A 20,224-nucleotide genomic window follows, 5' to 3' on the forward strand; every position below is an offset into this window, starting at 1 on the left:
CCATAAAAGAAATTTGATTAGCTCAAATTGTTTTGCTGGCATCATTTTGATGTCCAAAATTTTGTTTCGTTCACTAGTAAATCTAGCTACTTAAAACTTTATTGATTACGTTTTGCTTGTTCAGTTTTCAAGGTTCATGTTGTTTATTTCACTGTCACCTCTTGGCGACTTATACATAATAACATCGATTATTCATGAAAGTCAACACTAAATCATAAGTTTTTTTAAAGAGACTTATTTTTTATTTAAAATTATAGAAACGAGGTTGTTATTATGATCCGAAAAACGTTGATTTCACTGCTCCTAATCGGCATTCTCTTTGTTTTTCTAAAGCCTATAAATTCCACGATGATTTCTGTATTTAATATTGCTAACGCACCAGTTGTCGTTACAAAAGGTCATTACGGCACATCTCTGGTTGTAGAGATTTCATTCTCTGATGAGTCTCTAATGGAATGGCTTAAAACAGTGAAAGAACCTTATCCGCTTCTTCTTCTAGATACCGAATGGATCAAGCGTTCACCTGACCATATAAAAATTATTCAAGAGCGAAAATTACCTACAGGACTACTTGGACCAAAGGATTCAGTAGAAGAGCCTGTTAACATTAAGCTTGTACAAAAGGATATTGATATTTATGAACAATATTTGAAGGAAAAGCCACTCTGGTTTGCTACTCAGAATCATCAGTATTCACAAGACTTGCAAAAATCTTTGTTTCAGCAACAAATGAATTTGCTATCTCCTTCTCTTATTTGGCAGGGTGAGAAAACACCTAAACTCCAAAAAGGGGACTTTGTATTTGTTCCACTACACCAAGATAGCTCTTTTACTTTGAAAGAACTTAATACTTTAATACGACAAAATAAGTTTATGTCAATTGAGGAAAATATATTTGGCTATAAAGTGCAAACTAAAAAATCTCCATAAAAAAATTGCCTCTATTTTGTAGGAGGCAATTTTTTTCATTTAAGCATTTTTTGCTTGTTCTTGGCGCGCTTTACGACGTGCTTCTAATTTTTGACGATCTTCATCGGATTTTGCATTATATTTAGGCAATACTAATAATTGATATGCATTAACCGCTAATAACGGGAATAATAACAATGCGACATATTCATTAATATTTTCATCACGACCCATTAACGCAATTGTCCATTCCAAAGTTGTAATGACAATCATGAAGAAAAGAGCAGAAATGAATACATGTTTTTTCCCTGTTAATTTTACTTTTTGAACAGCTGTAGCTATGGCTCCAAAAATGAGAACAATTAATAATCCAACATAGAATAACCAGCTTTGCCCATCCTTTACACCAGGTACAAAACGGAAGAAAATAATATCAAAAATTGTAATTGCAATGAGTAAAAGCTGTACCCAATTCCATAATGTAAGTGTTCTAAAGATATTTACACCTACTTGATGGAGTGTTAAATAAGCGAAAAAACCAGCTTGTGCAATAACACTCATTGTAAATCCTAAGAAGACCATCCATAATAGTCCAGCGAAAAATTCTCCCCAATGACCGTTTGCTATGTATGGTTGGAAGAAATCCCAGCGAATAAATAAACTAAAAGCTCCGTTGACTACCCCACCAACGAGCATTGCAAAGAAGAAAAACTTTGCCCAATTTCGTATCGTCACAACTAAAAGTCCCCCAATTTCTCAATATATCTGTCCTTATTTTATCAATGCATTGTTAAAAAAGCTATTTCTCATCTTTCCCAATACATAAAGTCATCAGAAATGTGAACAATAATTGAAAGAGTCTATCTATAGAAAGGACTGATTGTCGATGCGAAAATTCACCATATTACTGATTCTAATGCTATTTCTTTCTGCCTGTTCACAAGATAAAACCTCTACTATGTCCTATGATGAAATAAAAAAAATTATGATTGACTCTTTACAAACAGAGGACGGTAAAAAGGCATTGCGACAGCTTTTAGAAGAGCCCAGTTTCCGTGAGCTGTTGATTTTAGAGCATGATGAAGTGAAAAAAGCTACTGAGGAAACATTACTTTCCAAGGAAGCAGAAGACTTTTGGAAGAAAACCTTTGAAGATCCAAAGTTTAAGGAAACAGTTGCGAAAAGTATGCAAAAACAGCAACAGGATATTATGAAGGACTTAATAAAAGATCCAACTTTCCAAAAGGATATGGAAGCCTTTTTTGGACAGCCTGATATGCAGAAACAGCTAGAGACTATCCTTAAATCCTCCAATATGCGAAAGCAAATGGAGGAAGTAGTAAAGGAAACAATCGAAAGCCCTTTAATGCAATCTAAATGGCAAGAGCTAATTAAAAAGAGCGGTGAAACACCTTCATCTGGAAGTGGCGATAAGAAAGAAGCAAGTGGGCAAAGTGGTGGCAGTGGTGGCACTGATAAGGAGCAAAAAGGCACAGAATAATCGTGGATTATTAAAAAACGGATTTCCTCCAAAAAGGATGGAAATCCGTTTTTTATTATTTATTTAATTTATCAATAATTTTCGTCGCGACGTCTAAATAAATTTGTCCAGTAGTATGTTTTTCAGCATATACTGATGGTGCGAAATCCGCATCTGTCCAATCTGGTTGCCCAAGTGGTATTTGTCCAAGTAGCTCCGTACGAAGCTCCTCTGCTAGTTTAGGACCTCCGCCTTGCCCAAAGACAAACTCTTTCTCACCTGATTTCGATTCGAACCAAGCCATATTTTCAATTACACCTAAAATTTCATGGTCTGTTTGCAGAGCCATGGCACCTGCACGAGCTGCAACGAATGCTGCTGTTGGGTGAGGTGTTGTGACTACAATCTCTTTTGATGATGGTAACATTTGATGAATATCTAATGCAACATCACCTGTGCCTGGTGGTAAATCTAATAGTAAGTAGTCAAGCTCTCCCCATTCTACATCACGGAAGAATTGATCTAATACTTTACCTAACATTGGGCCACGCCATACAATTGGTGCATTATTTTCTACAAAGAAGCCCATTGAAATCATTTTTACACCAAAACGATCAACTGGGAAAATACGATTATCGACTACTTTAGGCATATCCGTTACACCCATCATATCGGGCACACTAAAACCATAAATATCTGCATCGATTAAGCCCACTTTTTTGCCTAGACGAGCTAGGGCAACCGCTAAGTTAACCGAAACTGTTGATTTACCTACTCCACCTTTACCCGAAGCAATTGAAATAACTTGAACTGTACTAAGTGGCGATAAAATATCCTGTGCTTCAGATTCTGTTGCTGTGCCACGGAAGCTTTGAAGCTTTTCAGCTGATAGCTCTTCAAAACGAATACCAACTGTGTTTACACCCGCTTCTTTTAACATCTCAACAATTTTCATTTGTAGTTGTAATTGTTCAGGTGTATTCAATTTAGCAATCGCAACTTTTACACTGACATGATTTTTTTCTTCTTTTATTGCTACGTTTGTAATACCATCTGTTTCTGCAAGCGATTTATGTAAAAATGGATCTTGTAGTTGTCCTAGTATTTCTCGTACTTGTTGTTCAGTAATCACGACGAACACTCCCCTTATATTGTCTCAATGTTAGTATATCATAAATGATTTAATTTACGTTGTGATGTTGCTCTACTCAACTTTCGCTAATAGATACTCTTCTATACCTTCAACAATAGCATCTGCCATTTTTTCTTGGTAATTCTTATCGGTAAGTAAAGCCCGTTCTTCATCATTACTAATAAACCCAGTCTCTACTAATGCCGCAGGCACTTCTGCTTTTTTCAGTAAATAAATCTGCTTAATAGACAATGCTTCTCGGTCTGTATTTTTTAAATTAGTACGAATGGACTCTTGAATACTTTTTGCAAGTATCTCACCGTCAGCATGTCCCTCCTTATGATAAAACACCTGTGCACCACGCCATTTTGTTTCTGGAATAGCATTGGCGTGTATGGTAATAAACACATCTGGTTTTTCTTTTTCTACAATATCCTTTCGTAAAAAGATATCCTGTTTTTTACGCTCTCTTAACGTTCCGTACTTTTCTGATGGCGCGTGTTCATCAATAACATCACCATTTTTTGTTCTTGTCATGATGACTGTTGCGCCTTTCTTCTTCAATTTCTTCTCCACGTGCTGAGAAATTGCAAGTGTAATATCCTTTTCAATGACTTCGCCCTTTGAAGCCCCTCCATCCTCCCCACCATGCCCTGCATCAATGACAATTTTTATGCCACCAAGTGGGTCTGGTAAAAAGAAGTTACGGTCCGAAGCATTTGTTTCATATGCCACGACCACTATACTCATAAGCATAATTACTCCTAGTGCCAGCCAGCGCTTCACCCATATCCACCACCCTTTTACATTTAGTGTACGAAGTTAGTGGAGAAACTATGCCAGAAAGAAAAAAAAACTCACAAGTATTCAACTTGAGAGTTTTTAACTTCTTCTATAGTAAGGGAGGAAGAACAATTTTATTGCAGTGTAAATTCTGGTTTAAATTCCCCTTCATAGGGTTCATGCTCAACAAACACAGTTATCTCATTTCCATTTTTATCTTTACCTGTTCTTTTATACGTAAACTTCTTATCATTCATTTCAGTAATTTCAAGAGCCACACCATATTTATTATCACCAAGTGAAACATGAGCTCTGATTTTATTGTCATGAATGACGTCAAAGTAGCCATAATCACCGCGGCTTTTGCCTGTTTCAGGGTTAAAGAATTCATATTTATTCGTTTCTGCATCGTATTTTGCAATACTAATGAAATTTGAATTAAATTCGGTTACATCATTACCATTTTCATCTAAAGCAACTGTGCCCTGCCATAATGTATTAGCTAAAATTTCATCGCCGTCTACATCTGTTACGATATCTCCTGTAGTCGCATTAAGAGTTTTATCTGGATCTGTAAATGTAAGCTCTTTTTCTTGATAAGGGATATGCTCCACAAAGACTTCTACATCGTTACCAGTAGCATCTTTCCCCATTCGTTTATAAGTGAAGATATCGCTATTTAATTCTGTGATCTCTACTAGTGCTTGATAATTTTTGGATTCAGAAATTAGAATCCTTTGTTTCCCATCATTTGTAATGAAGAATGTTCCTTTATCATCACGACTTTCGCCAGTAGTAGCATCAAAAAATTCATAATGACCTGTCTTCATATCATATTTAGCCAAGCCAATAAAGTTTGAGTTTTCCGCAGTTAAATCGTTGTTATCTTTATCATATACTTTTGTACCCTGCCAGTTTGTAGCACTTAGAATAGTTGCCATGGCTTGACCCTTTGTGAGTTGCTCTTGTGCTTGATCTTTCGTTGTATTTTCTGTAGCAACGCTTTCTGTTTTTGTTCCCTCACCATTCGTCGTATTGCCTTTCACAGGCTCCTTATCTTGACATGCTGCAAGTAGTGCCATTGCTGCAACAGATACCATCAATAATTTCTTCATACCTACTTACCTCCATTTTTTGCTTTATATTTTTTAGTTACACCAAACCCACTCTTGAAAGGCATGTTGTAGCTTTCATAATTCATAATAAAATGCATTGTTAAACTCCCTCTAAATAATTTCTTAAAAAAGCATAAACTTATCCGAAAATATTTTTAATATTTTTAAATTTGTGCAGAAATAACAATAATTATGCTAAGAAAACTATTTAAAGTTTGATAAATATACTAAAAGACGCGTTCTACTGGACGGTGAAGGTGATAAAAATGAGCGATCATTTAATTATTGCTGCCGGGAATAGAGAAACGGTTCAAGTCCTAACACTTCTACAAGAAGGGGGCGGCTGATATCAATGCCACCAATCAAACAGTAAGGGCTCTTATTCAGTAGATTTAATATATTGAGAAAAATGTATTGAGCTTGTCAAAGATGCATTGAAAGCAGGTGATGAGTCCTTTTTGTAGCTGGAAAATGGTGAGGGGTTAGCCGAAGATTGAAATCATATGTCTAACTGTGACAATACACAGCACATCCTGAATTCGCATTAGCACGTTGAGCAGCTGAAAGTAGGGTCGTTGAGGAAAGAAGAATAGCAGCCGTTTATACTTTCGGTGAACATTGCCCTATGTGCAGCAGCCCACGATTGGGTTGGTTTAGGGAGAATCTTTATGCTAGCTCGTCCAAACTGCTTACACAATGAAATAGACATCACTACTAACTAAGTGTTCGTCATTGATTTATTCAACAACAGGTACACCAGCTTCATCGACAATTTCATCAGAAATCATATTAAGCCATATTCGGGCAACTATAACGATTGCTTTTTATAATTATTCTATTCATACAAAAAGACCCTTTCCACAAAAGTAGAAAGAGTCTTTGATAGAAAAATTTGAAATTAACGTTTTGAGAACTGAGGTGCACGACGAGCGCCGCGTAGACCTGGTTTTTTACGTTCTTTCATGCGTGAATCACGAGTAAGTAATCCAGCTGATTTTAATGCAGCACGGAAATCTGGGTCTACTTGAAGTAGAGCACGAGCGATACCGTGACGAACAGCACCAGCTTGACCAGTGTATCCACCACCGTTAACGTTTACGTGGATGTCATAGCTTCCTGTAGTTTCAGTAGCTACTAATGGTTGTTTAATTACTTCACGTAATGCAGCGAATGGTACGTATTCTTCGATTTCACGTTTGTTGATAACAATTTTACCTGTACCTGGTACTAAACGTACGCGAGCTACAGAGCTTTTACGGCGACCAGTGCCGATGTATTGAACTTGTGCCAAAGTAATATCCTCCTCTTAATTTATATTATCCGCGAAGCTCGTATGCTTCTGGTTTTTGTGCAGCATGTGGATGCTCTGTTCCAGTGTAAACATTAAGTTTAGTGAACATTTTACGACCTAAAGAGTTTTTAGGAAGCATTCCTTTAACTGCTAGTTCGATCATTCTTGTTGGGTACTTGTCTAGCATTTCACCAGCAGTACGAGTTTTTAAACCACCTGCGAATTGAGTGTGGTGACGGTAAAGTTTACCTTCTAATTTGTTACCAGTTAAATGGATTTTGTCAGCGTTGATGATGATTACGTGATCACCTGTGTCAACGTTTGGTGTGAATGTTGGTTTATGTTTACCACGTAAGATTGCAGCTACTTCAGAAGCTAAACGTCCAAGAGTTTGGCCTTCTGCATCAACTACTAACCATTTACGGTCTACTTCGTGACCTTTAGCCATGAATGTTGTACGCATGTATATATCCTCCTAATCGATTCGATTACCGTTATTTTTCATTAAACTACACTATAAGTTTTCGGGGCTTATTTGTGGTGGTAATGAAAATACCATCTGTTATCATATAATGAATGACTTTTAAAGTCAAGCAATTTCATTAAACACCTGGTAAAGTTGTTTCGAGGTTGAAAGTGACACTAATAGAATACTTTTTCTAAGTACAAACCTTGTGGTGGCGCGGTTTTCCCAGCTTTATCCCGATCTTCTGAAGCGACCACCAGTGCTATATTTTCAATCGTCCGGCGATCTATACCTACTTCCCAAAGTGTACCTGCAATAATTCGAACCATATTATATAAGAAGCCATTGCCTTCAATAACCATATGAAGCTCTTCCCCATGCCATTCAAATTGTAGTGAAGTTACTGTTCTTACTTTATCCTGCACGCTTGTATTGGCTGCGCAGAAGCATGAAAAGTCATGTGTCCCTATGATAGCTTGAGCAGCCTTCTGCATTGCAACCACATCCGGTTTGACCCCGTTTGTATCAACTGTATAATGTCTCCGAAATGGATTTTGAATAGGCTCACAGGACCAAATATAACGGTATCGCTTCCCAGTTACACTATAACGTGCATGAAAGTCATGTGCTACTTCTTCTACAGACAATACGCGAATATCTCTAGGTAGCTGTACATTCAAAGCTTTACGATACTTGTCAGTTGGAATGGCTAGTGGTGTATCAAAATGCAACGTTTGCCCTGTAGCATGAACCCTAGCATCTGTACGTCCACTTGCGGTCACCTTCACCTTTTCCTCTTTATGCATAATGGCTAATACACGTTCTATTTCTGCCTGTACGGTGCGTTCCCCAGGTTGTACTTGATAGCCTGAGAAATGTGTACCGTCATAGCTAATAATTATTTTTAATCGTCGCATAAAGCATACTCCTTTAACTTCTATAGAAGAATAGCAATACACCTATTGCTACTAATAATACAAGCGCAAATGTATCGCCCATATCCCATTTTAGCTTACGATATCTAGTACGCCCTTCCCCTCCGCGGTAGCCTCTTACTTCCATCGCTGTGGCTAAATCTTCGGCCCTCTTAAATGCGCTCACAAAAAGAGGTACTAGTAATGGGACTACAGCTTTAATACGGTCTTTTATTGGACCCGAGGATAGATCAGAGCCTCGTGCCATTTGTGCTTTCATAATCTTATCTGTTTCATCCATTAAAGTTGGAATGAAGCGTAAAGAAATCGACATCATTAAAGCTAATTCATGGACAGGTACTTTCAACGTCTTCAAAGGATTTAAAAGGACTTCAATACCGTCTGTAATGGAAATCGGTGACGTCGTTAAAGTTAAGATAGATGTTATAAATACTAATACTAGAAAACGTATTGAAATATAAACCCCACGTCTAATCCCCTCATCGTATATGGTAATATACTTCGAGTCAAAAACGGGAACACCTTCCTTCGTCATAAAAATATGAAGCAAGAAGGTGAAGGCCATCAAAAAGAGAACTGGTTTAAGACCGTTTATCAAAAAATACAAGCGAATTCGTGATATTAATACAACAAGCAGTGTGAAGGCCAAAAGCATGGCATATGTTACTGTATTATTAGCCAAAAATACTATAATAATAAAGGCAAATACGAAGATTAGCTTAGAGCGTGGATCCAGTTTATGAACGGGAGAGTCTCCTGGCAAGAAGCGTCCAAAAATCATTTTTTCCATCATGATTCCGCACGCTCCTCTCTTAGTACTTGAGCAATTTCAGCTGCAAGTTCTTCTTCGGTTAAACAAACTTTTGATAAGGATTTCCCTAGCATTTGCTCCATCTTTTGCTGAAAGCGTACAATACGTGGCGGTTCTAAGCGAAAGCTCTTTAATGTATCAACATCCTTAAATATATTTCGCGGTGTTCCACTTAAAACATTTTTTCCTTCATGCATAATTACAATATTATCAGCATATCGGGCAGCGTCTTCCATGCTATGCGTCACAAGAATGGTTGTCAGGTGACGTTCCTGATGAAGTTGATAAAACATATCCATAATTTCTTTCTGACCACGTGGATCTAAGCCCGCGGTAGGTTCATCCAGCACAATTACTTCAGGGTCCATCGCTAAAACACCTGCTATTGCTACTCGACGCATTTGACCTCCCGACAAATCAAACGGAGATTTTTCTAGGACATCTTCTGGTAACCCTACTAAGCTGACAAGTTCCCTTGCACGATTTTCGGCTTCCTTTTCTGCTACGCCAAAGTTCATGGGACCAAACATAATATCCTTTAACACTGTTTCTTCAAATAACTGATGCTCAGGGAATTGAAAGACAATACCAACCTTTTGTCGTACAGCTTTTAAATCCTTTGCTTTTTTACCAGCTACCACTACACGATCCCCGATATGTACTTCTCCTGAAGTAGGTCTTAGAAGTGCATTAAAATGTTGGAGAATAGTTGATTTACCAGAACCAGTATGACCAATAATGGCTTGATACGTGTGTGATGGGATATTGAATTCTACATCGAATAATGCCCGTTTTTCAAAAGGCGTACCTTTTGCATAAGCATAGCTTACTTGTTGAAGTTTGATGTCCATAAATCATTCACCAACTCTTCTTCTGTCATATGTTGTCCCATTAATGGAACACCTTCCTTTTGCAATAGCTTTGATAACTTTAGCGCAAATGGCAAGTCTAGTCCAAATTCCACTAGCTTGTCCCCAAGAGCAAATATTTCAGCAGGGGTACCTTCTGCAAACTTCTTCCCATCATTCATAAAAAGTATACGATCTGCTAGCATCGCCTCCTCTAAATCATGGGTTATGGATAGGACAGTAAGTCCTGTTTCAGCTCGTAAAGTTTGAACAGTTTGTAATACCTCTCCACGTCCCTGTGGATCTAGCATCGAAGTAGCCTCATCTAATATAAGAAGCTTCGGCTTTAATGCAAGCGCTCCTGCAATAGCGACACGCTGCTTTTGCCCTCCTGATAAATGGTGTGGCTCATGATCTAAAAAGTGGCTCATTTTTACTTGTTCTAGTGCCGCATGAACACGATGTACCATTTCTTCAAAAGGCACGCCATTGTTTTCTAATGCAAACGCAACATCATCCTGTACGGTTGCACCTACAAATTGATTGTCGGGGTTTTGAAAAACCATTCCCATGAGAGAACGAGACTCCCAAAGGTTTTCTTCATTTAATGGTTCCCGCAGTATGCGTACATCTCCCTCTTGAGGGAATAGCAAACCATTCATCAACTTTGCAATGGTTGACTTTCCAGAACCATTGTGTCCTACGATGGCAATCCATTCTCCCTCTTCAACGGCGAAGCTAACATTTTCGACAGCATTACGATTATTTGGTTCTTCTGGTGTATATGAAAAAGTCACATTATTTAAAGATAAAATTTCAGGCATTTCTAGAACTCCTCTCTCCATGCTCAGCTCTACTAACTAACTTACACTTTTTTATGTATGAATTCTACTACAATCCCTATGTCTATAAAAGTAAAACATTAAAATAATTAAATGTTCTAGTACGGGTGTGATTCACGAAAATATTAAACCCATATATTAAAAAAAGCACCACAAATTGGCGCTATCCTTAGTAATAAAAAAGCGCGCACCTCATTCAATAGAAATGCGCTAGTCGTTACATTTTCAAGAAATAAGGGTGCTCAAGCCCTTATTTCTCCTGAATGAGGTGCGGAGAGCTAAACGAGACGCCACACCTTAGTGTCCGCTCATCATAACGCTCAGCTTAATTATTTGTCGTATAAATCATTTATAAAGAAAGAGGGTGGTGATTCCCACCCTCTTCACCACAAGTTTTCTATTATGATTAAACTAGTTCAATCACAACTACAGGTGCACCGTCACCACGACGAGGACCTACTTTAAGAATACGAGTGTAACCACCTTGACGCTCTGCATAACGTGGTGCAACATCATCAAATAACTTTTGAAGTGCAAATGATGTTGTTTCGTTACCTTCTGCATCAGTCGTTGTTACTAGTTCACGACGGATGAATGCAGCAGCTTGACGGCGTGCATGTAAATCTCCGCGCTTACCTAAAGTAATCATTTTTTCAACAGCTTTACGTACTTCTTTAGCGCGAGCCTCAGTAGTTTCGATACGCTCGTTGATGATTAAATCAGTAGCTAAGTCACGTAACATCGCTTTACGTTGAGAACTTGTACGACCAAGTTTTCTGTAACCCATGGATGTTTCCCTCCTTTATAGAAAAAATCTGACCTTGTTAGTTTTGTTTAAATCGCTTAGTCTTCTTTGCGTAATCCTAAACCAAGCTCTTCTAACTTCGCTTTTACTTCTTCTAGTGACTTACGTCCAAGGTTACGAACTTTCATCATGTCGTCTTCTGACTTATTCGCAAGTTCTAGTACTGTGTTAATACCAGCGCGTTTTAAGCAGTTGTAAGAACGAACAGAAAGATCAAGTTCTTCGATAGTCATCTCTAAAACTTTTTCTTTTTGATCTTCTTCTTTTTCGACCATGATTTCAGCAGTTTGTGCCTCATCTGTCATGCCAACGAAGATGTTAAGATGCTCGGTTAAAATTTTTGCTCCGAGCGAAATCGCCTCTTTCGGACCGATGCTGCCATCTGTCCACACATCAAGAGAAAGTTTATCGTAGTCAGAAGACTGACCTACACGAGTATTTTCCACTTGGAAATTAACGCGTGATACTGGAGTGTAAATAGAGTCGATCGGGATCACGCCGATAGGAAGATCCTCACGTTTGTTTTGATCAGCAGGAGTGTAACCACGGCCGCGTTGTGCGTACATACGCATACGTAAATGACCGTTTTTAGCGATTGTTGCAATATATAGATCTGGGTTTAAAATTTCTACATCACTGTCATGTGTAATGTCAGCAGCCGTAACTGTACCATCGCCTTTTACATCAATCTCAATAACTTTTTCTTCGTCAGAGTAGATTTTAAGAGCTAGTTTTTTCACGTTCAAAATGATTGAAGCTACATCTTCTACTACGCCTTCTACAGTTGAGAATTCGTGAAGAACGCCATCAATTTGAATGGACGTGACAGCAGCTCCTGGTAATGAAGACAGAAGGATACGACGTAAAGAATTACCCAAAGTGTTTCCATATCCGCGTTCAAGCGGTTCTACAACAAACTTTCCATACTTGGAATCTTCGCTGATCTCCACCGTTTCAATCTTTGGTTTTTCAATTTCGATCATTTCATTTACCCTCCTTCAAAACATCGAATGTATAGGTTCTTTCCATCATAGATTCGATCGTCAATGACGTATCGTTTATTATCTGCACAAGACAGTCTGTACAAAAAATGATGTTCTCATACAATATGAGACGCACCCATTACACGCGACGACGTTTTGGCGGACGGCAACCATTATGAGGAACTGGAGTAACGTCTTTAATAGCAGTTACTTCTAAACCAGCAGCTTGAAGCGCACGAATTGCAGCTTCACGACCAGCACCAGGACCTTTAACAGTTACTTCCAACGTTTTCAGACCATGTTCAAGGGATGTTTTAGCAGCAGTTTCTGCAGCCATTTGAGCAGCGAATGGTGTAGATTTACGTGAACCACGGAAACCAAGAGCACCAGCACTTGACCAAGATACAGCGTTACCTTGCATATCTGTAATCGTTACGATTGTATTGTTAAATGTAGAACGAATGTGTGCGATACCAGATTCGATATTCTTTTTCACACGACGTTTACGAGTTTGTTGTTTACGAGCCATGTTAAGAAGGAACCTCCTTTACCAATTATTTTTTCTTGTTCGCTACAGTTTTACGAGGACCTTTACGCGTACGCGCATTGTTCTTCGTATTTTGGCCACGAACAGGTAAACCACGACGGTGACGGATACCACGGAATGAACCGATTTCCATCAGACGTTTAATATTTAATGAAGTTTCGCGACGTAAGTCACCTTCAAGTTTGTAAGAATCTAATTGTTCACGGATTTTGTTTAACTCATCTTCAGTTAAGTCGCGTACGCGTGTATCTTCTGAAATACCTGCGTCAGCTAGTACTTTCTGAGCTGTAGTTTTACCAATACCGAAAATGTACGTTAATGAAATTACCACGCGTTTGTCGCGAGGAATATCAACACCAGCAATACGTGCCATGTACGTTGTGCACCTCCTTTAGAATTAACCTTGTTTTTGTTTATGTTTAGGATTTTCACAGATTACCATTACTTTACCGCGTCGGCGAATTACTTTACATTTTTCGCAGATCGGTTTCACAGATGGTCTCACTTTCATCTAACCTAACCTCCTTAGTAGTCCGGAGCGCAAAAGATTATTTAAAACGGTATGTGATACGACCGCGAGTTAAATCATAAGGAGATAACTCGATAGTAACCTTATCTCCAGGTAGAATACGGATAAAGTGCATACGAATCTTACCAGATACGTGTGCTAGAATCACATGTCCATTTTCTAATTCTACCTTAAACATCGCGTTTGGCAAAGTCTCAACAACTGTCCCTTCGACTTCAATTACATCATCTTTCGCCATCTACTCTGTCTCCTCTCTATATGCAAATTAAAGTTCTCATCGTTACATCAAACGGATATCTGCTGCAACTATAGAAGCAACCTCGTTTCAACATATGTTTGGATTGTATGAGAGATGTTTGAAAGACGCTCGTCTGGTTTCGCTTCACACAATCCACGGAATATCCAGAACCAATAAGGGCACTGAAACTCCCATGTTTACACGAATACCGGAATGTCTTGGATGAGATATTCATACCCGTTACACAGATGCTTCCACGAAACCCATTATACTCCTCCAAAAGCTATGTTGCACTTTTTAGAAGAAATATATACCGGGCACAATATGCTTTTGCAACTCTCAAAAAAATTATGTTTCGTTGTTGCTCCCGCATGCCTCCCGCGGAAGCAGTACTCTGCGCCCGGAGCCGGGTATCAGCTGCGGCTGCTCTGTAATAGAGCATCAAGATCAGCAAACACTTTGTTTATATCTTGCTGTCCATCTATATTAGTTAACACACCTTTTGCTTGATAGAAATCAAGTAAAGGTTGCGCTTGTTTCATATTAACTTCCAGACGGTTCGCAACCGTATCAGGATTATCATCGGCACGTGTGTAAAGCTCGCCACCATCTTTATCACATTTTCCTTCCTCGGCTGGAGGATTGAAAATTAAATGATAGGATGCTCCACAAGTTTTACAAATGCGTCGACCTGAAAGACGAGCAATTAACTCATCCTTTTCAACTTGAATGTTTAGAGTATGTTCAATTGCTTTGCCAAGATCAGCAAGAATGCTATCTAAAGCTTCAGCTTGAGGAACAGTACGTGGGAAACCATCTAATAGGAAGCCCTTTTCACAATCAGGTTTAGCCAGTCGCTCACGAACAATACCAATCGTTACTTCATCTGGTACAAGAGCACCTTGATCCATAAACGACTTAGCTTGTAAGCCAAGTTCTGTACCTTCTTTAATAGCAGCACGGAACATATCGCCTGTAGAAATATGAGGAATCGCGTACTTCTCAACAATTTTATCTGCCTGAGTACCTTTACCAGCACCTGGCAGACCCATTAAAACGATATTCATTAGGAAATATTCCTCCCACCAAAGGTTTGCTGATTTAAGGAAACGATAGAACGTTCCCTAAAAACCAACATTATTTCATAAAGCCTTTGTAGTGACGTTTAACAAGTTGAGATTCTAGCTGTTTCATCGTTTCGAGCGCTACGCCGACTACGATAATAATACTAGTACCACCGATTTGCACTGAGGCAGGTAAATTCATAAAGTTAATGAATAAAATCGGCATTACAGCAATAACAGTTAAGAATATCGCACCAACAAATGTTAGACGATATAACACGCTTGTTAAATACGCTTGAGTGTTTTCACCAGGACGAATACCCGGAATATAAGCACCTTGTTTTTTCAAGTTGTCTGCCACATTTTCAGGATTCACTTGTACGAATGCATAGAAATATGTGAACGCGACGATCAATGCAACGTAAATAATCATTCCAACAGGTTTCGTATAATCAAACGTGTTTTCAATGAAAGTAGTTACGTCATTTTGACCAAAGAACGTAGCTAACGTACGTGGTGTAACAATAAACGCTACTGAAAAGATTACCGGAATAACCCCTGCAGCATTTACTTTTAAAGGTAAATGAGTTTGTTGACCACCAGCTTGTTGATTACGTCCAGTAACTCGTTTTGCATATTGAATTGGAATTTTACGAAGTGCTTGTTGCACATAAATAACTCCAACTACAACTGCGAGTAAAACCAATACAAGCAATGCAAGGATTATGATGTTGATAAATAATTTATCCCCAGCACCCTCGATTTGCTGTGCAAAGATTTGGTTGATTCCTGTAGGCAATGCTGCAACGATACCTGCGAAGATTACAACAGAAATACCATTCCCAACACCGTGTGAAGTAATTTGCTCTGCAAGCCATACAAGGAAAGCTGTCCCCGCTGTCAATACAATGGCGATTGTAACATATGTTAGAATCCCTTCTTCTTTAATCAATGATCCGCCATACATTCTATTAAAACCAAATGACATTGCGAATGATTGGATGAAAGCAAGAATAATAGTAAAGTAGCGAGTAAATTGTGCAAGTTTACGTCTTCCGACTTCACCTTGCTTTGCCCATTCAGCAAACTTCGGTACTACGTCCATTTGCAATAACTGAACAATAATTGAGGCTGTGATGTAAGGCATAATCCCCATCGCAAAGATAGAGAAGTTCTTTAAAGCACCACCGCCAAAAGTATTCAGGAAACCAACGAGGTTAAACTCATCAGTTGCCTTTAATACATTTGCGTCAACGTTAGGTACTGGAATGAATGTTCCAATACGGAAAACGATTAACATTAAAAGAGTGAAAATGATTTTATTTCTTATATCTCGAACACGCATAAAGTTAGAGATTGTCTGAAACATTAAATCACCTCAGTAGTTCCGCCGGCATTCTCGATTGCTTCTTTAGCTGAAGCTGAGAATTTATGAGCTTTAACTGTAAGCTTTTTGTTAAGAGTTCCGTTGCCAAGAACTTTAATTCCAGCTTTTTCATTACTCACAAGACCAGTTTCAAGTAATAATGCAGTTGTAACCTCTGCACCGTCTTCGAAACGGTTTAAAGCGTCAAGGTTAACGATCGCGTATTCTTTACGGTTAATGTTCGTAAAGCCACGTTTTGGTAAACGACGGAATAATGGGTTTTGACCGCCTTCAAAGCCTGGGCGTACACCGCCACCAGAACGAGCGTTTTGACCTTTATGACCTTTACCTGCTGTTTTACCGTTACCAGAACCGATACCACGACCAACGCGGTTGCGTTGCTTACGAGAACCTTCTGCTGGTTTTAACTCATGCAGTTTCATAGTGGGTGGCACCTCCTTGTTCATTAATTGGAAATTAAATTTCTTTTACAGTAACTAAGTGAGCTACTTTATCAAGCATACCGCGAGTAGCTGCGTTATCAGCTTTCTCTACAGTTTGGTGTAATTTACGTAAACCTAAAGCTTCAACAGTTTTGCGTTGTGCAGGTTTAGTACCAATCACAGATTTAGTAAGGGTGATTTCTAATTTGTTAGCCATATTATCTTTCCCCCCTTATCCTAATATTTCTTCCACTGATTTACCACGTAATTTTGCTACGTCCTCTACGCGTTTTAATTCAGTTAAACCTTGAACAGTTGCACGCACCATGTTGATTGGTGTGTTAGATCCAAGAGATTTTGAAAGAATATCAGTAATACCAGCAAGTTCTAGTACTGCACGTACTGGACCACCAGCGATAACCCCTGTACCAGGAGCAGCAGGTTTAATTAGGATTTCTCCTGCACCGAAGCGACCAAGCACTAAGTGTGGAGTTGTTCCACCAACACGTGGCACTTCTACTAAGTTTTTCTTCGCATCTTCAACAGCTTTACGGATAGCATCTGGAACCTCTTGAGCTTTACCAGTACCGAAACCTACATGACCGTTTCTATCGCCAACAACAACTAGTGCTGTGAAGCGGAAGCGACGTCCACCTTTAACAACTTTAGCAACACGGTTAATAGTAACTACGCGTTCTTCAAGTTCTCCAAGTTTGTTTGCGTCAATTCGACTCATGAAATGTGTCCCTCCTTCTTATTAAAATTCTAAACCATTCTCACGTGCAGCTTCAGCTAAAGCTTTCACGCGTCCATGATATAAGTAACCACCACGGTCAAAAACTACAGCAGTAATATTTTTTTCCGCAGCGCGTTTCGCGATTGTTTCACCGATTTTTGATGCAGCTTCAACATTGCTACCAGCACCTTCAAAACCATTTTCTTGAGAAGATGCGCTAACAATTGTTACGCCTGCTACGTCATCGATAAGTTGAGCGTAGATGTTCTTGTTAGAACGGAATACATTTAAGCGTGGACGCTCAGCAGTACCCGAAATTTTAGAACGTACTCGTGCATGACGTTTTTTACGAACTTGATTTTTATCCTGTTTCGTAATCACAAGGGTCACTCCTTTCTAATGCTTAAGCAGCATTATTTACCTGTTTTACCTTCTTTACGACGAACGTATTCGCCTTCGTAACGGATACCTTTACCTTTATATGGCTCTGGTGGACGAACGTCACGGATGTTAGATGCTAGAGCACCAACGCGCTCTTTGCTGATACCTTTAATGATGATTTTAGTGTTAGAAGGAACTTCAATTTCTAGACCATCTTCAGGTGTGAACTCTACTGGATGAGAGTAACCTACGTTAAGTACAAGTTTTTTGCCTTGTAACTGCGCACGGTAACCAACACCGATAAGTTCTAAAGCTTTTTCGAAACCTGCAGAAACACCAGTAACCATGTTCGCTAGAAGCGCACGAGTAGTACCGTGGTTTGTGCGGTGTTCTTTTGAATCAGAAGGACGTGATACTGAGATTACGTTACCTTCTTGCTCAATTTTCATATCTTGGTGGAAAGAACGAACAAGTTCGCCTTTAGGACCTTTAACAGTAACAGTGTTGTCAGCTGCAACAGTAACAGTTACGTTAGCTGGTACCTCGATAATTTTTTTACCTACACGAGACATTTAGTTGCACCTCCATTCATTTATTGCTAATTACCAAACGTATGCTAGAACTTCGCCGCCAACTTGTTTAGCGCGAGCTTCTTTATCTGTTAATAAACCTTGTGAAGTTGACACTAAAGCGATACCAAGACCGTTCAGTACTTTAGGAACTTCATTTGTTTTTGCGTATACACGTAGACCAGGTTTAGAAATACGTTTTAAGCCAGTGATAACACGCTCGTTATCTTTACCGTATTTTAAGAAGATACGGATAATACCTTGCTTGTTGTCTTCCACGTATTCTACGTCACGTACGAAACCTTCACGCTTTAAAATTTCAGCGATTTCTTTTTTCACGTTGGAAGCTGGTACTTCTAACTTCTCGTGACGAACCATGTTCGCATTACGAATGCGAGTAAGCATATCTGCAATCGGATCAGTCATTGTCATTACATTTACCTCCTTCCCAAATTAGGGGATTACCAGCTGGCTTTTTTCACGCCAGGAATTTGTCCCTTATATGCAAGTTCTCGGAAACAAATACGGCAAAGTTTGAATTTGCGATATACAGAGTGTGGACGACCACAGCGTTCACAACGTGTATATTCTTGCACTTTAAACTTTTGCTTACGTTGTTGTTTAACGATCATAGATTTTTTAGCCACGTTTTCGCCCTCCTTGTTTGATTACTTTTGGAACGGCATACCGAATTGTGTCAATAACTCGCGAGCTTCTTCGTCAGAGTTCGCTGTCGTTACGATCACGATGTCCATACCGCGTACTTTTGAAACTTTATCGTAATCGATTTCTGGGAAAATTAATTGCTCTTTAACACCTAGAGTGTAGTTACCGCGACCATCGAATGCTTTTTTAGAAACACCACGGAAGTCACGTACACGAGGAAGTGAAATTGAGATTAATTTGTCCAAGAATTCATACATACGCTCACCGCGTAATGTAACTTTAGCACCGATAGGCATACCTTCACGTAAACGGAAACCTGCGATCGATTTTTTCGCTTTAGTTACAACTGGTTTTTGACCAGTGATAATTGTTAATTCTTCTACAGCTGCATCTAATGCTTTAGAGTTTTGAACAGCATCACCAACACCCATGTTGATAACGATTTTTTCAACTTTCGGCAATTGCATAACTGATTTATATCCAAATTTGCTCATAAGAGCAGGAGAAACTTCATTTAAATATTTTTCTTTTAGGCGGCTCATGTGTGTACCTCCCTTCTTTTATTTACTAATTAGTCGATTACTGCACCTGATTTTTTTGCAACACGAACTTTTTTACCGTTTTCGATTTTATAACCTACACGAGTCGGCTCGCCAGATTTAGGATCGATTAGCATTACGTTCGAAACGTGAATTGCAGCCTCTTGGCTTACAATCCCACCTTGTGGATTCAATTGGTTAGGTTTAACGTGTTTTTTCACGATATTAACACCTTCAACAAGAACGCGATCTTGTTTAGGGAAAGCAGCTAGGATTACTCCTTCTTTGCCTTTGTCCTTACCAGTGATAACCTTAACCTTGTCACCTTTTTTTACATGCATGCTGTCGCACCTCCTTGATTGGCACTATCATGAAATTAAAGAACTTCTGGAGCTAGAGAAACGATTTTCATGAAGTTGCTGTCACGTAATTCACGTGCAACAGGTCCGAAAATACGAGTTCCGCGTGGTGATTTATCATCACGAATAATTACACAAGCATTTTCATCAAATTTGATGTACGTACCGTCTTTACGACGAACGCCTGATTTAGTACGAACGATAACAGCTTTAACAACGTCACCCTTCTTGACAACGCCACCTGGTGTTGCTTTCTTAACTGTACAAACAACGATATCACCGATGTTAGCAGTTTTACGGCCAGAGCCACCAAGCACTTTAATTGTAAGAACTTCACGTGCACCTGAGTTGTCAGCAACTTTCATACGACTTTCTTGTTGGATCACT

30 protein-coding genes and 2 pseudogenes are annotated in these 20,224 nt (G+C 39.0%); 3 read left to right on the forward strand and 29 right to left on the reverse strand.

All coding sequences use genetic code 11. The features are described from left to right. Positions 1-273 precede the first annotated feature (273 nt). Positions 274-930, forward strand: a complete 657-nt coding sequence (locus ACP3VS_RS12380) for a hypothetical protein (protein ID WP_036217758.1) — start codon at positions 274-276, stop codon at positions 928-930. A gap of 39 nt (positions 931-969) precedes the next feature. Here ACP3VS_RS12380 and ACP3VS_RS12385 read toward each other — a convergent pair whose 3' ends face one another. Then, positions 970-1,644 (reverse strand): KinB-signaling pathway activation protein, encoded by a 675-nt coding sequence (locus tag ACP3VS_RS12385; protein ID WP_012296040.1) that lies wholly within the window; start codon positions 1,642-1,644, stop codon positions 970-972. A 151-nt stretch (positions 1,645-1,795) separates the two neighbouring features. Here ACP3VS_RS12385 and gerD point away from each other — a divergent pair, with 151 nt between their 5' ends. Beyond that, a complete protein-coding gene (gerD, locus tag ACP3VS_RS12390) occupies positions 1,796-2,410 on the forward strand; it encodes a spore germination lipoprotein GerD (protein ID WP_031416707.1) in 615 nt (204 codons plus the stop codon). 55 nt (positions 2,411-2,465) lie between these two features. On the opposite strand, the gene ACP3VS_RS12395 is transcribed toward gerD, so the two are convergent. The 3 genes from ACP3VS_RS12395 to ACP3VS_RS12405 all read right to left on the reverse strand — a co-directional run bounded on the left by ACP3VS_RS12395 (position 2,466) and on the right by ACP3VS_RS12405 (position 5,386). Beyond that, positions 2,466-3,521: a P-loop NTPase gene (locus tag ACP3VS_RS12395; RefSeq protein ID WP_012296042.1), complete on the reverse strand. Its 1,056-nt coding sequence runs from the start codon at positions 3,519-3,521 to the stop codon at positions 2,466-2,468. Positions 3,522-3,593: 72 nt separating this feature from the next. Further along, entirely contained in the window at positions 3,594-4,307 is a 714-nt protein-coding gene (locus ACP3VS_RS12400) for an N-acetylmuramoyl-L-alanine amidase (protein ID WP_012296043.1), read from the reverse strand. Positions 4,308-4,438: 131 nt separating this feature from the next. Next, positions 4,439-5,386 (reverse strand): DUF4822 domain-containing protein, encoded by a 948-nt coding sequence (locus ACP3VS_RS12405; protein ID WP_373561626.1) that lies wholly within the window; start codon positions 5,384-5,386, stop codon positions 4,439-4,441. 446 nt (positions 5,387-5,832) lie between these two features. On the opposite strand from ACP3VS_RS12405, the pseudogene ACP3VS_RS12410 reads away from it, so the two are divergent. Beyond that, positions 5,833-6,116: pseudogene (locus tag ACP3VS_RS12410) on the forward strand (nucleoside deaminase); the annotation flags it as partial. Positions 6,117-6,317: 201 nt separating this feature from the next. Here ACP3VS_RS12410 and rpsI read toward each other — a convergent pair. The 25 genes and pseudogenes from rpsI to rplN form a co-directional block, all read right to left on the reverse strand. Next, entirely contained in the window at positions 6,318-6,710 is a 393-nt protein-coding gene (rpsI, locus tag ACP3VS_RS12415) for a 30S ribosomal protein S9 (RefSeq protein WP_004233744.1), read from the reverse strand. A 25-nt stretch (positions 6,711-6,735) separates the two neighbouring features. After that, on the reverse strand, positions 6,736-7,173 hold the full coding sequence (gene rplM / locus ACP3VS_RS12420; RefSeq protein ID WP_004233742.1) for a 50S ribosomal protein L13: 438 nt from the start codon (positions 7,171-7,173) through the stop codon (positions 6,736-6,738). 179 nt (positions 7,174-7,352) lie between these two features. Then, positions 7,353-8,093, reverse strand: coding sequence for a tRNA pseudouridine(38-40) synthase TruA (gene truA, locus ACP3VS_RS12425; RefSeq protein ID WP_012296047.1), 741 nt, complete (start codon positions 8,091-8,093; stop codon positions 7,353-7,355). A gap of 13 nt (positions 8,094-8,106) precedes the next feature. Next, on the reverse strand, positions 8,107-8,904 hold the full coding sequence (locus ACP3VS_RS12430) for an energy-coupling factor transporter transmembrane component T family protein (RefSeq protein WP_012296048.1): 798 nt from the start codon (positions 8,902-8,904) through the stop codon (positions 8,107-8,109). Continuing rightward, positions 8,901-9,773 (reverse strand): energy-coupling factor ABC transporter ATP-binding protein, encoded by an 873-nt coding sequence (locus ACP3VS_RS12435; protein ID WP_012296049.1) that lies wholly within the window; start codon positions 9,771-9,773, stop codon positions 8,901-8,903. Before ACP3VS_RS12435 ends, ACP3VS_RS12430 begins: the two co-directional genes overlap by 4 nt. Further along, entirely contained in the window at positions 9,749-10,594 is an 846-nt protein-coding gene (locus tag ACP3VS_RS12440; RefSeq protein ID WP_012296050.1) for an energy-coupling factor ABC transporter ATP-binding protein, read from the reverse strand. Before ACP3VS_RS12440 ends, ACP3VS_RS12435 begins: the two co-directional genes overlap by 25 nt. Positions 10,595-11,018: 424 nt before the next feature. After that, positions 11,019-11,399 (reverse strand): 50S ribosomal protein L17, encoded by a 381-nt coding sequence (gene rplQ / locus ACP3VS_RS12445; RefSeq protein ID WP_012296051.1) that lies wholly within the window; start codon positions 11,397-11,399, stop codon positions 11,019-11,021. Positions 11,400-11,455: 56 nt separating this feature from the next. Next, positions 11,456-12,400, reverse strand: a complete 945-nt coding sequence (locus ACP3VS_RS12450) for a DNA-directed RNA polymerase subunit alpha (protein ID WP_004233733.1) — start codon at positions 12,398-12,400, stop codon at positions 11,456-11,458. 139 nt (positions 12,401-12,539) lie between these two features. Then, on the reverse strand, positions 12,540-12,929 hold the full coding sequence (rpsK, locus tag ACP3VS_RS12455) for a 30S ribosomal protein S11 (protein WP_004233731.1): 390 nt from the start codon (positions 12,927-12,929) through the stop codon (positions 12,540-12,542). A 25-nt stretch (positions 12,930-12,954) separates the two neighbouring features. Beyond that, on the reverse strand, positions 12,955-13,320 hold the full coding sequence (rpsM, locus tag ACP3VS_RS12460; protein ID WP_004233729.1) for a 30S ribosomal protein S13: 366 nt from the start codon (positions 13,318-13,320) through the stop codon (positions 12,955-12,957). 24 nt (positions 13,321-13,344) lie between these two features. Continuing rightward, on the reverse strand, positions 13,345-13,458 hold the full coding sequence (gene rpmJ / locus ACP3VS_RS12465; RefSeq protein ID WP_000868344.1) for a 50S ribosomal protein L36: 114 nt from the start codon (positions 13,456-13,458) through the stop codon (positions 13,345-13,347). A gap of 37 nt (positions 13,459-13,495) precedes the next feature. Beyond that, entirely contained in the window at positions 13,496-13,714 is a 219-nt protein-coding gene (gene infA, locus ACP3VS_RS12470) for a translation initiation factor IF-1 (RefSeq protein WP_004233690.1), read from the reverse strand. An 86-nt stretch (positions 13,715-13,800) separates the two neighbouring features. Next, positions 13,801-13,878, reverse strand: a pseudogene (locus ACP3VS_RS12475) (type I methionyl aminopeptidase); the annotation flags it as partial. A 249-nt stretch (positions 13,879-14,127) separates the two neighbouring features. Continuing rightward, complete coding sequence (locus tag ACP3VS_RS12480) at positions 14,128-14,781, reverse strand: adenylate kinase (RefSeq protein ID WP_012296052.1); 654 nt, start codon at positions 14,779-14,781, stop codon at positions 14,128-14,130. Between the two features lie 70 nt (positions 14,782-14,851). Beyond that, positions 14,852-16,147 (reverse strand): preprotein translocase subunit SecY, encoded by a 1,296-nt coding sequence (gene secY / locus ACP3VS_RS12485; protein WP_031416715.1) that lies wholly within the window; start codon positions 16,145-16,147, stop codon positions 14,852-14,854. Further along, a complete protein-coding gene (gene rplO / locus ACP3VS_RS12490) occupies positions 16,147-16,587 on the reverse strand; it encodes a 50S ribosomal protein L15 (RefSeq protein WP_008181708.1) in 441 nt (146 codons plus the stop codon). The genes secY and rplO overlap by 1 nt, the downstream gene beginning before the upstream one ends. 34 nt (positions 16,588-16,621) lie before the next feature. Continuing rightward, on the reverse strand, positions 16,622-16,804 hold the full coding sequence (gene rpmD / locus ACP3VS_RS12495; protein WP_004233668.1) for a 50S ribosomal protein L30: 183 nt from the start codon (positions 16,802-16,804) through the stop codon (positions 16,622-16,624). A 15-nt stretch (positions 16,805-16,819) separates the two neighbouring features. After that, a complete protein-coding gene (rpsE, locus tag ACP3VS_RS12500; RefSeq protein ID WP_008181711.1) occupies positions 16,820-17,323 on the reverse strand; it encodes a 30S ribosomal protein S5 in 504 nt (167 codons plus the stop codon). Positions 17,324-17,344: 21 nt separating this feature from the next. Then, a complete protein-coding gene (gene rplR, locus ACP3VS_RS12505) occupies positions 17,345-17,704 on the reverse strand; it encodes a 50S ribosomal protein L18 (protein ID WP_012296055.1) in 360 nt (119 codons plus the stop codon). 32 nt (positions 17,705-17,736) lie between these two features. Next, positions 17,737-18,276: a 50S ribosomal protein L6 gene (gene rplF / locus ACP3VS_RS12510; protein ID WP_031416716.1), complete on the reverse strand. Its 540-nt coding sequence runs from the start codon at positions 18,274-18,276 to the stop codon at positions 17,737-17,739. 30 nt (positions 18,277-18,306) lie between these two features. Next, positions 18,307-18,705 (reverse strand): 30S ribosomal protein S8, encoded by a 399-nt coding sequence (gene rpsH / locus ACP3VS_RS12515; protein ID WP_008181717.1) that lies wholly within the window; start codon positions 18,703-18,705, stop codon positions 18,307-18,309. 29 nt (positions 18,706-18,734) lie between these two features. Then, positions 18,735-18,920, reverse strand: a complete 186-nt coding sequence (locus ACP3VS_RS12520; RefSeq protein WP_004233656.1) for a type Z 30S ribosomal protein S14 — start codon at positions 18,918-18,920, stop codon at positions 18,735-18,737. Between the two features lie 21 nt (positions 18,921-18,941). Then, positions 18,942-19,481 (reverse strand): 50S ribosomal protein L5, encoded by a 540-nt coding sequence (gene rplE / locus ACP3VS_RS12525; RefSeq protein WP_004233654.1) that lies wholly within the window; start codon positions 19,479-19,481, stop codon positions 18,942-18,944. A 29-nt stretch (positions 19,482-19,510) separates the two neighbouring features. Continuing rightward, positions 19,511-19,819 carry a 50S ribosomal protein L24 gene (rplX, locus tag ACP3VS_RS12530; protein WP_004233652.1) on the reverse strand — a complete coding sequence of 103 codons (309 nt, stop codon included), beginning with the start codon at positions 19,817-19,819 and terminating at the stop codon, positions 19,511-19,513. A gap of 35 nt (positions 19,820-19,854) precedes the next feature. Then, the gene (gene rplN, locus ACP3VS_RS12535) at positions 19,855-20,223 is read right to left on the reverse strand and encodes a 50S ribosomal protein L14 (protein WP_004233650.1); all 369 of its coding nucleotides are present in this window, start codon (positions 20,221-20,223) and stop codon (positions 19,855-19,857) included. Position 20,224 lies beyond the last annotated feature (1 nt).

This window comes from Lysinibacillus sp. VIII_CA (assembly GCF_049943995.1).
In the GTDB taxonomy this organism is placed as follows: domain Bacteria; phylum Bacillota; class Bacilli; order Bacillales_A; family Planococcaceae; genus Lysinibacillus; species Lysinibacillus pinottii.

Coding starts and splice junctions, on each gene's coding strand:
- ACP3VS_RS12380 (WP_036217758.1), top strand. CDS start 274: ATGATCCGAAAAACGTTGATTTCACTGCTCCTAATCGGCATTCTCTTT.
- gerD (WP_031416707.1), top strand. CDS start 1,796: ATGCGAAAATTCACCATATTACTGATTCTAATGCTATTTCTTTCTGCC.
- ACP3VS_RS12405 (WP_373561626.1), bottom strand. CDS start 5,386: ATGGCACTACTTGCAGCATGTCAAGATAAGGAGCCTGTGAAAGGCAAT.
- rplM (WP_004233742.1), bottom strand. CDS start 7,173: ATGCGTACAACATTCATGGCTAAAGGTCACGAAGTAGACCGTAAATGG.
- truA (WP_012296047.1), bottom strand. CDS start 8,093: ATGCGACGATTAAAAATAATTATTAGCTATGACGGTACACATTTCTCA.
- ACP3VS_RS12430 (WP_012296048.1), bottom strand. CDS start 8,904: ATGATGGAAAAAATGATTTTTGGACGCTTCTTGCCAGGAGACTCTCCC.
- ACP3VS_RS12435 (WP_012296049.1), bottom strand. CDS start 9,773: ATGGACATCAAACTTCAACAAGTAAGCTATGCTTATGCAAAAGGTACG.
- ACP3VS_RS12440 (WP_012296050.1), bottom strand. CDS start 10,594: ATGCCTGAAATTTTATCTTTAAATAATGTGACTTTTTCATATACACCA.
- rplQ (WP_012296051.1), bottom strand. CDS start 11,399: ATGGGTTACAGAAAACTTGGTCGTACAAGTTCTCAACGTAAAGCGATG.
- ACP3VS_RS12450 (WP_004233733.1), bottom strand. CDS start 12,400: ATGATCGAAATTGAAAAACCAAAGATTGAAACGGTGGAGATCAGCGAA.
- rpsK (WP_004233731.1), bottom strand. CDS start 12,929: ATGGCTCGTAAACAACAAACTCGTAAACGTCGTGTGAAAAAGAATATC.
- rpsM (WP_004233729.1), bottom strand. CDS start 13,320: ATGGCACGTATTGCTGGTGTTGATATTCCTCGCGACAAACGCGTGGTA.
- rpmJ (WP_000868344.1), bottom strand. CDS start 13,458: ATGAAAGTGAGACCATCTGTGAAACCGATCTGCGAAAAATGTAAAGTA.
- infA (WP_004233690.1), bottom strand. CDS start 13,714: ATGGCGAAAGATGATGTAATTGAAGTCGAAGGGACAGTTGTTGAGACT.
- ACP3VS_RS12480 (WP_012296052.1), bottom strand. CDS start 14,781: ATGAATATCGTTTTAATGGGTCTGCCAGGTGCTGGTAAAGGTACTCAG.
- secY (WP_031416715.1), bottom strand. CDS start 16,147: ATGTTTCAGACAATCTCTAACTTTATGCGTGTTCGAGATATAAGAAAT.
- rplO (WP_008181708.1), bottom strand. CDS start 16,587: ATGAAACTGCATGAGTTAAAACCAGCAGAAGGTTCTCGTAAGCAACGC.
- rpmD (WP_004233668.1), bottom strand. CDS start 16,804: ATGGCTAACAAATTAGAAATCACCCTTACTAAATCTGTGATTGGTACT.
- rpsE (WP_008181711.1), bottom strand. CDS start 17,323: ATGAGTCGAATTGACGCAAACAAACTTGGAGAACTTGAAGAACGCGTA.
- rplF (WP_031416716.1), bottom strand. CDS start 18,276: ATGTCTCGTGTAGGTAAAAAAATTATCGAGGTACCAGCTAACGTAACT.
- rpsH (WP_008181717.1), bottom strand. CDS start 18,705: ATGACAATGACTGATCCGATTGCAGATATGCTTACTCGCATTCGTAAT.
- rplE (WP_004233654.1), bottom strand. CDS start 19,481: ATGAGCCGCCTAAAAGAAAAATATTTAAATGAAGTTTCTCCTGCTCTT.
- rplX (WP_004233652.1), bottom strand. CDS start 19,819: ATGCATGTAAAAAAAGGTGACAAGGTTAAGGTTATCACTGGTAAGGAC.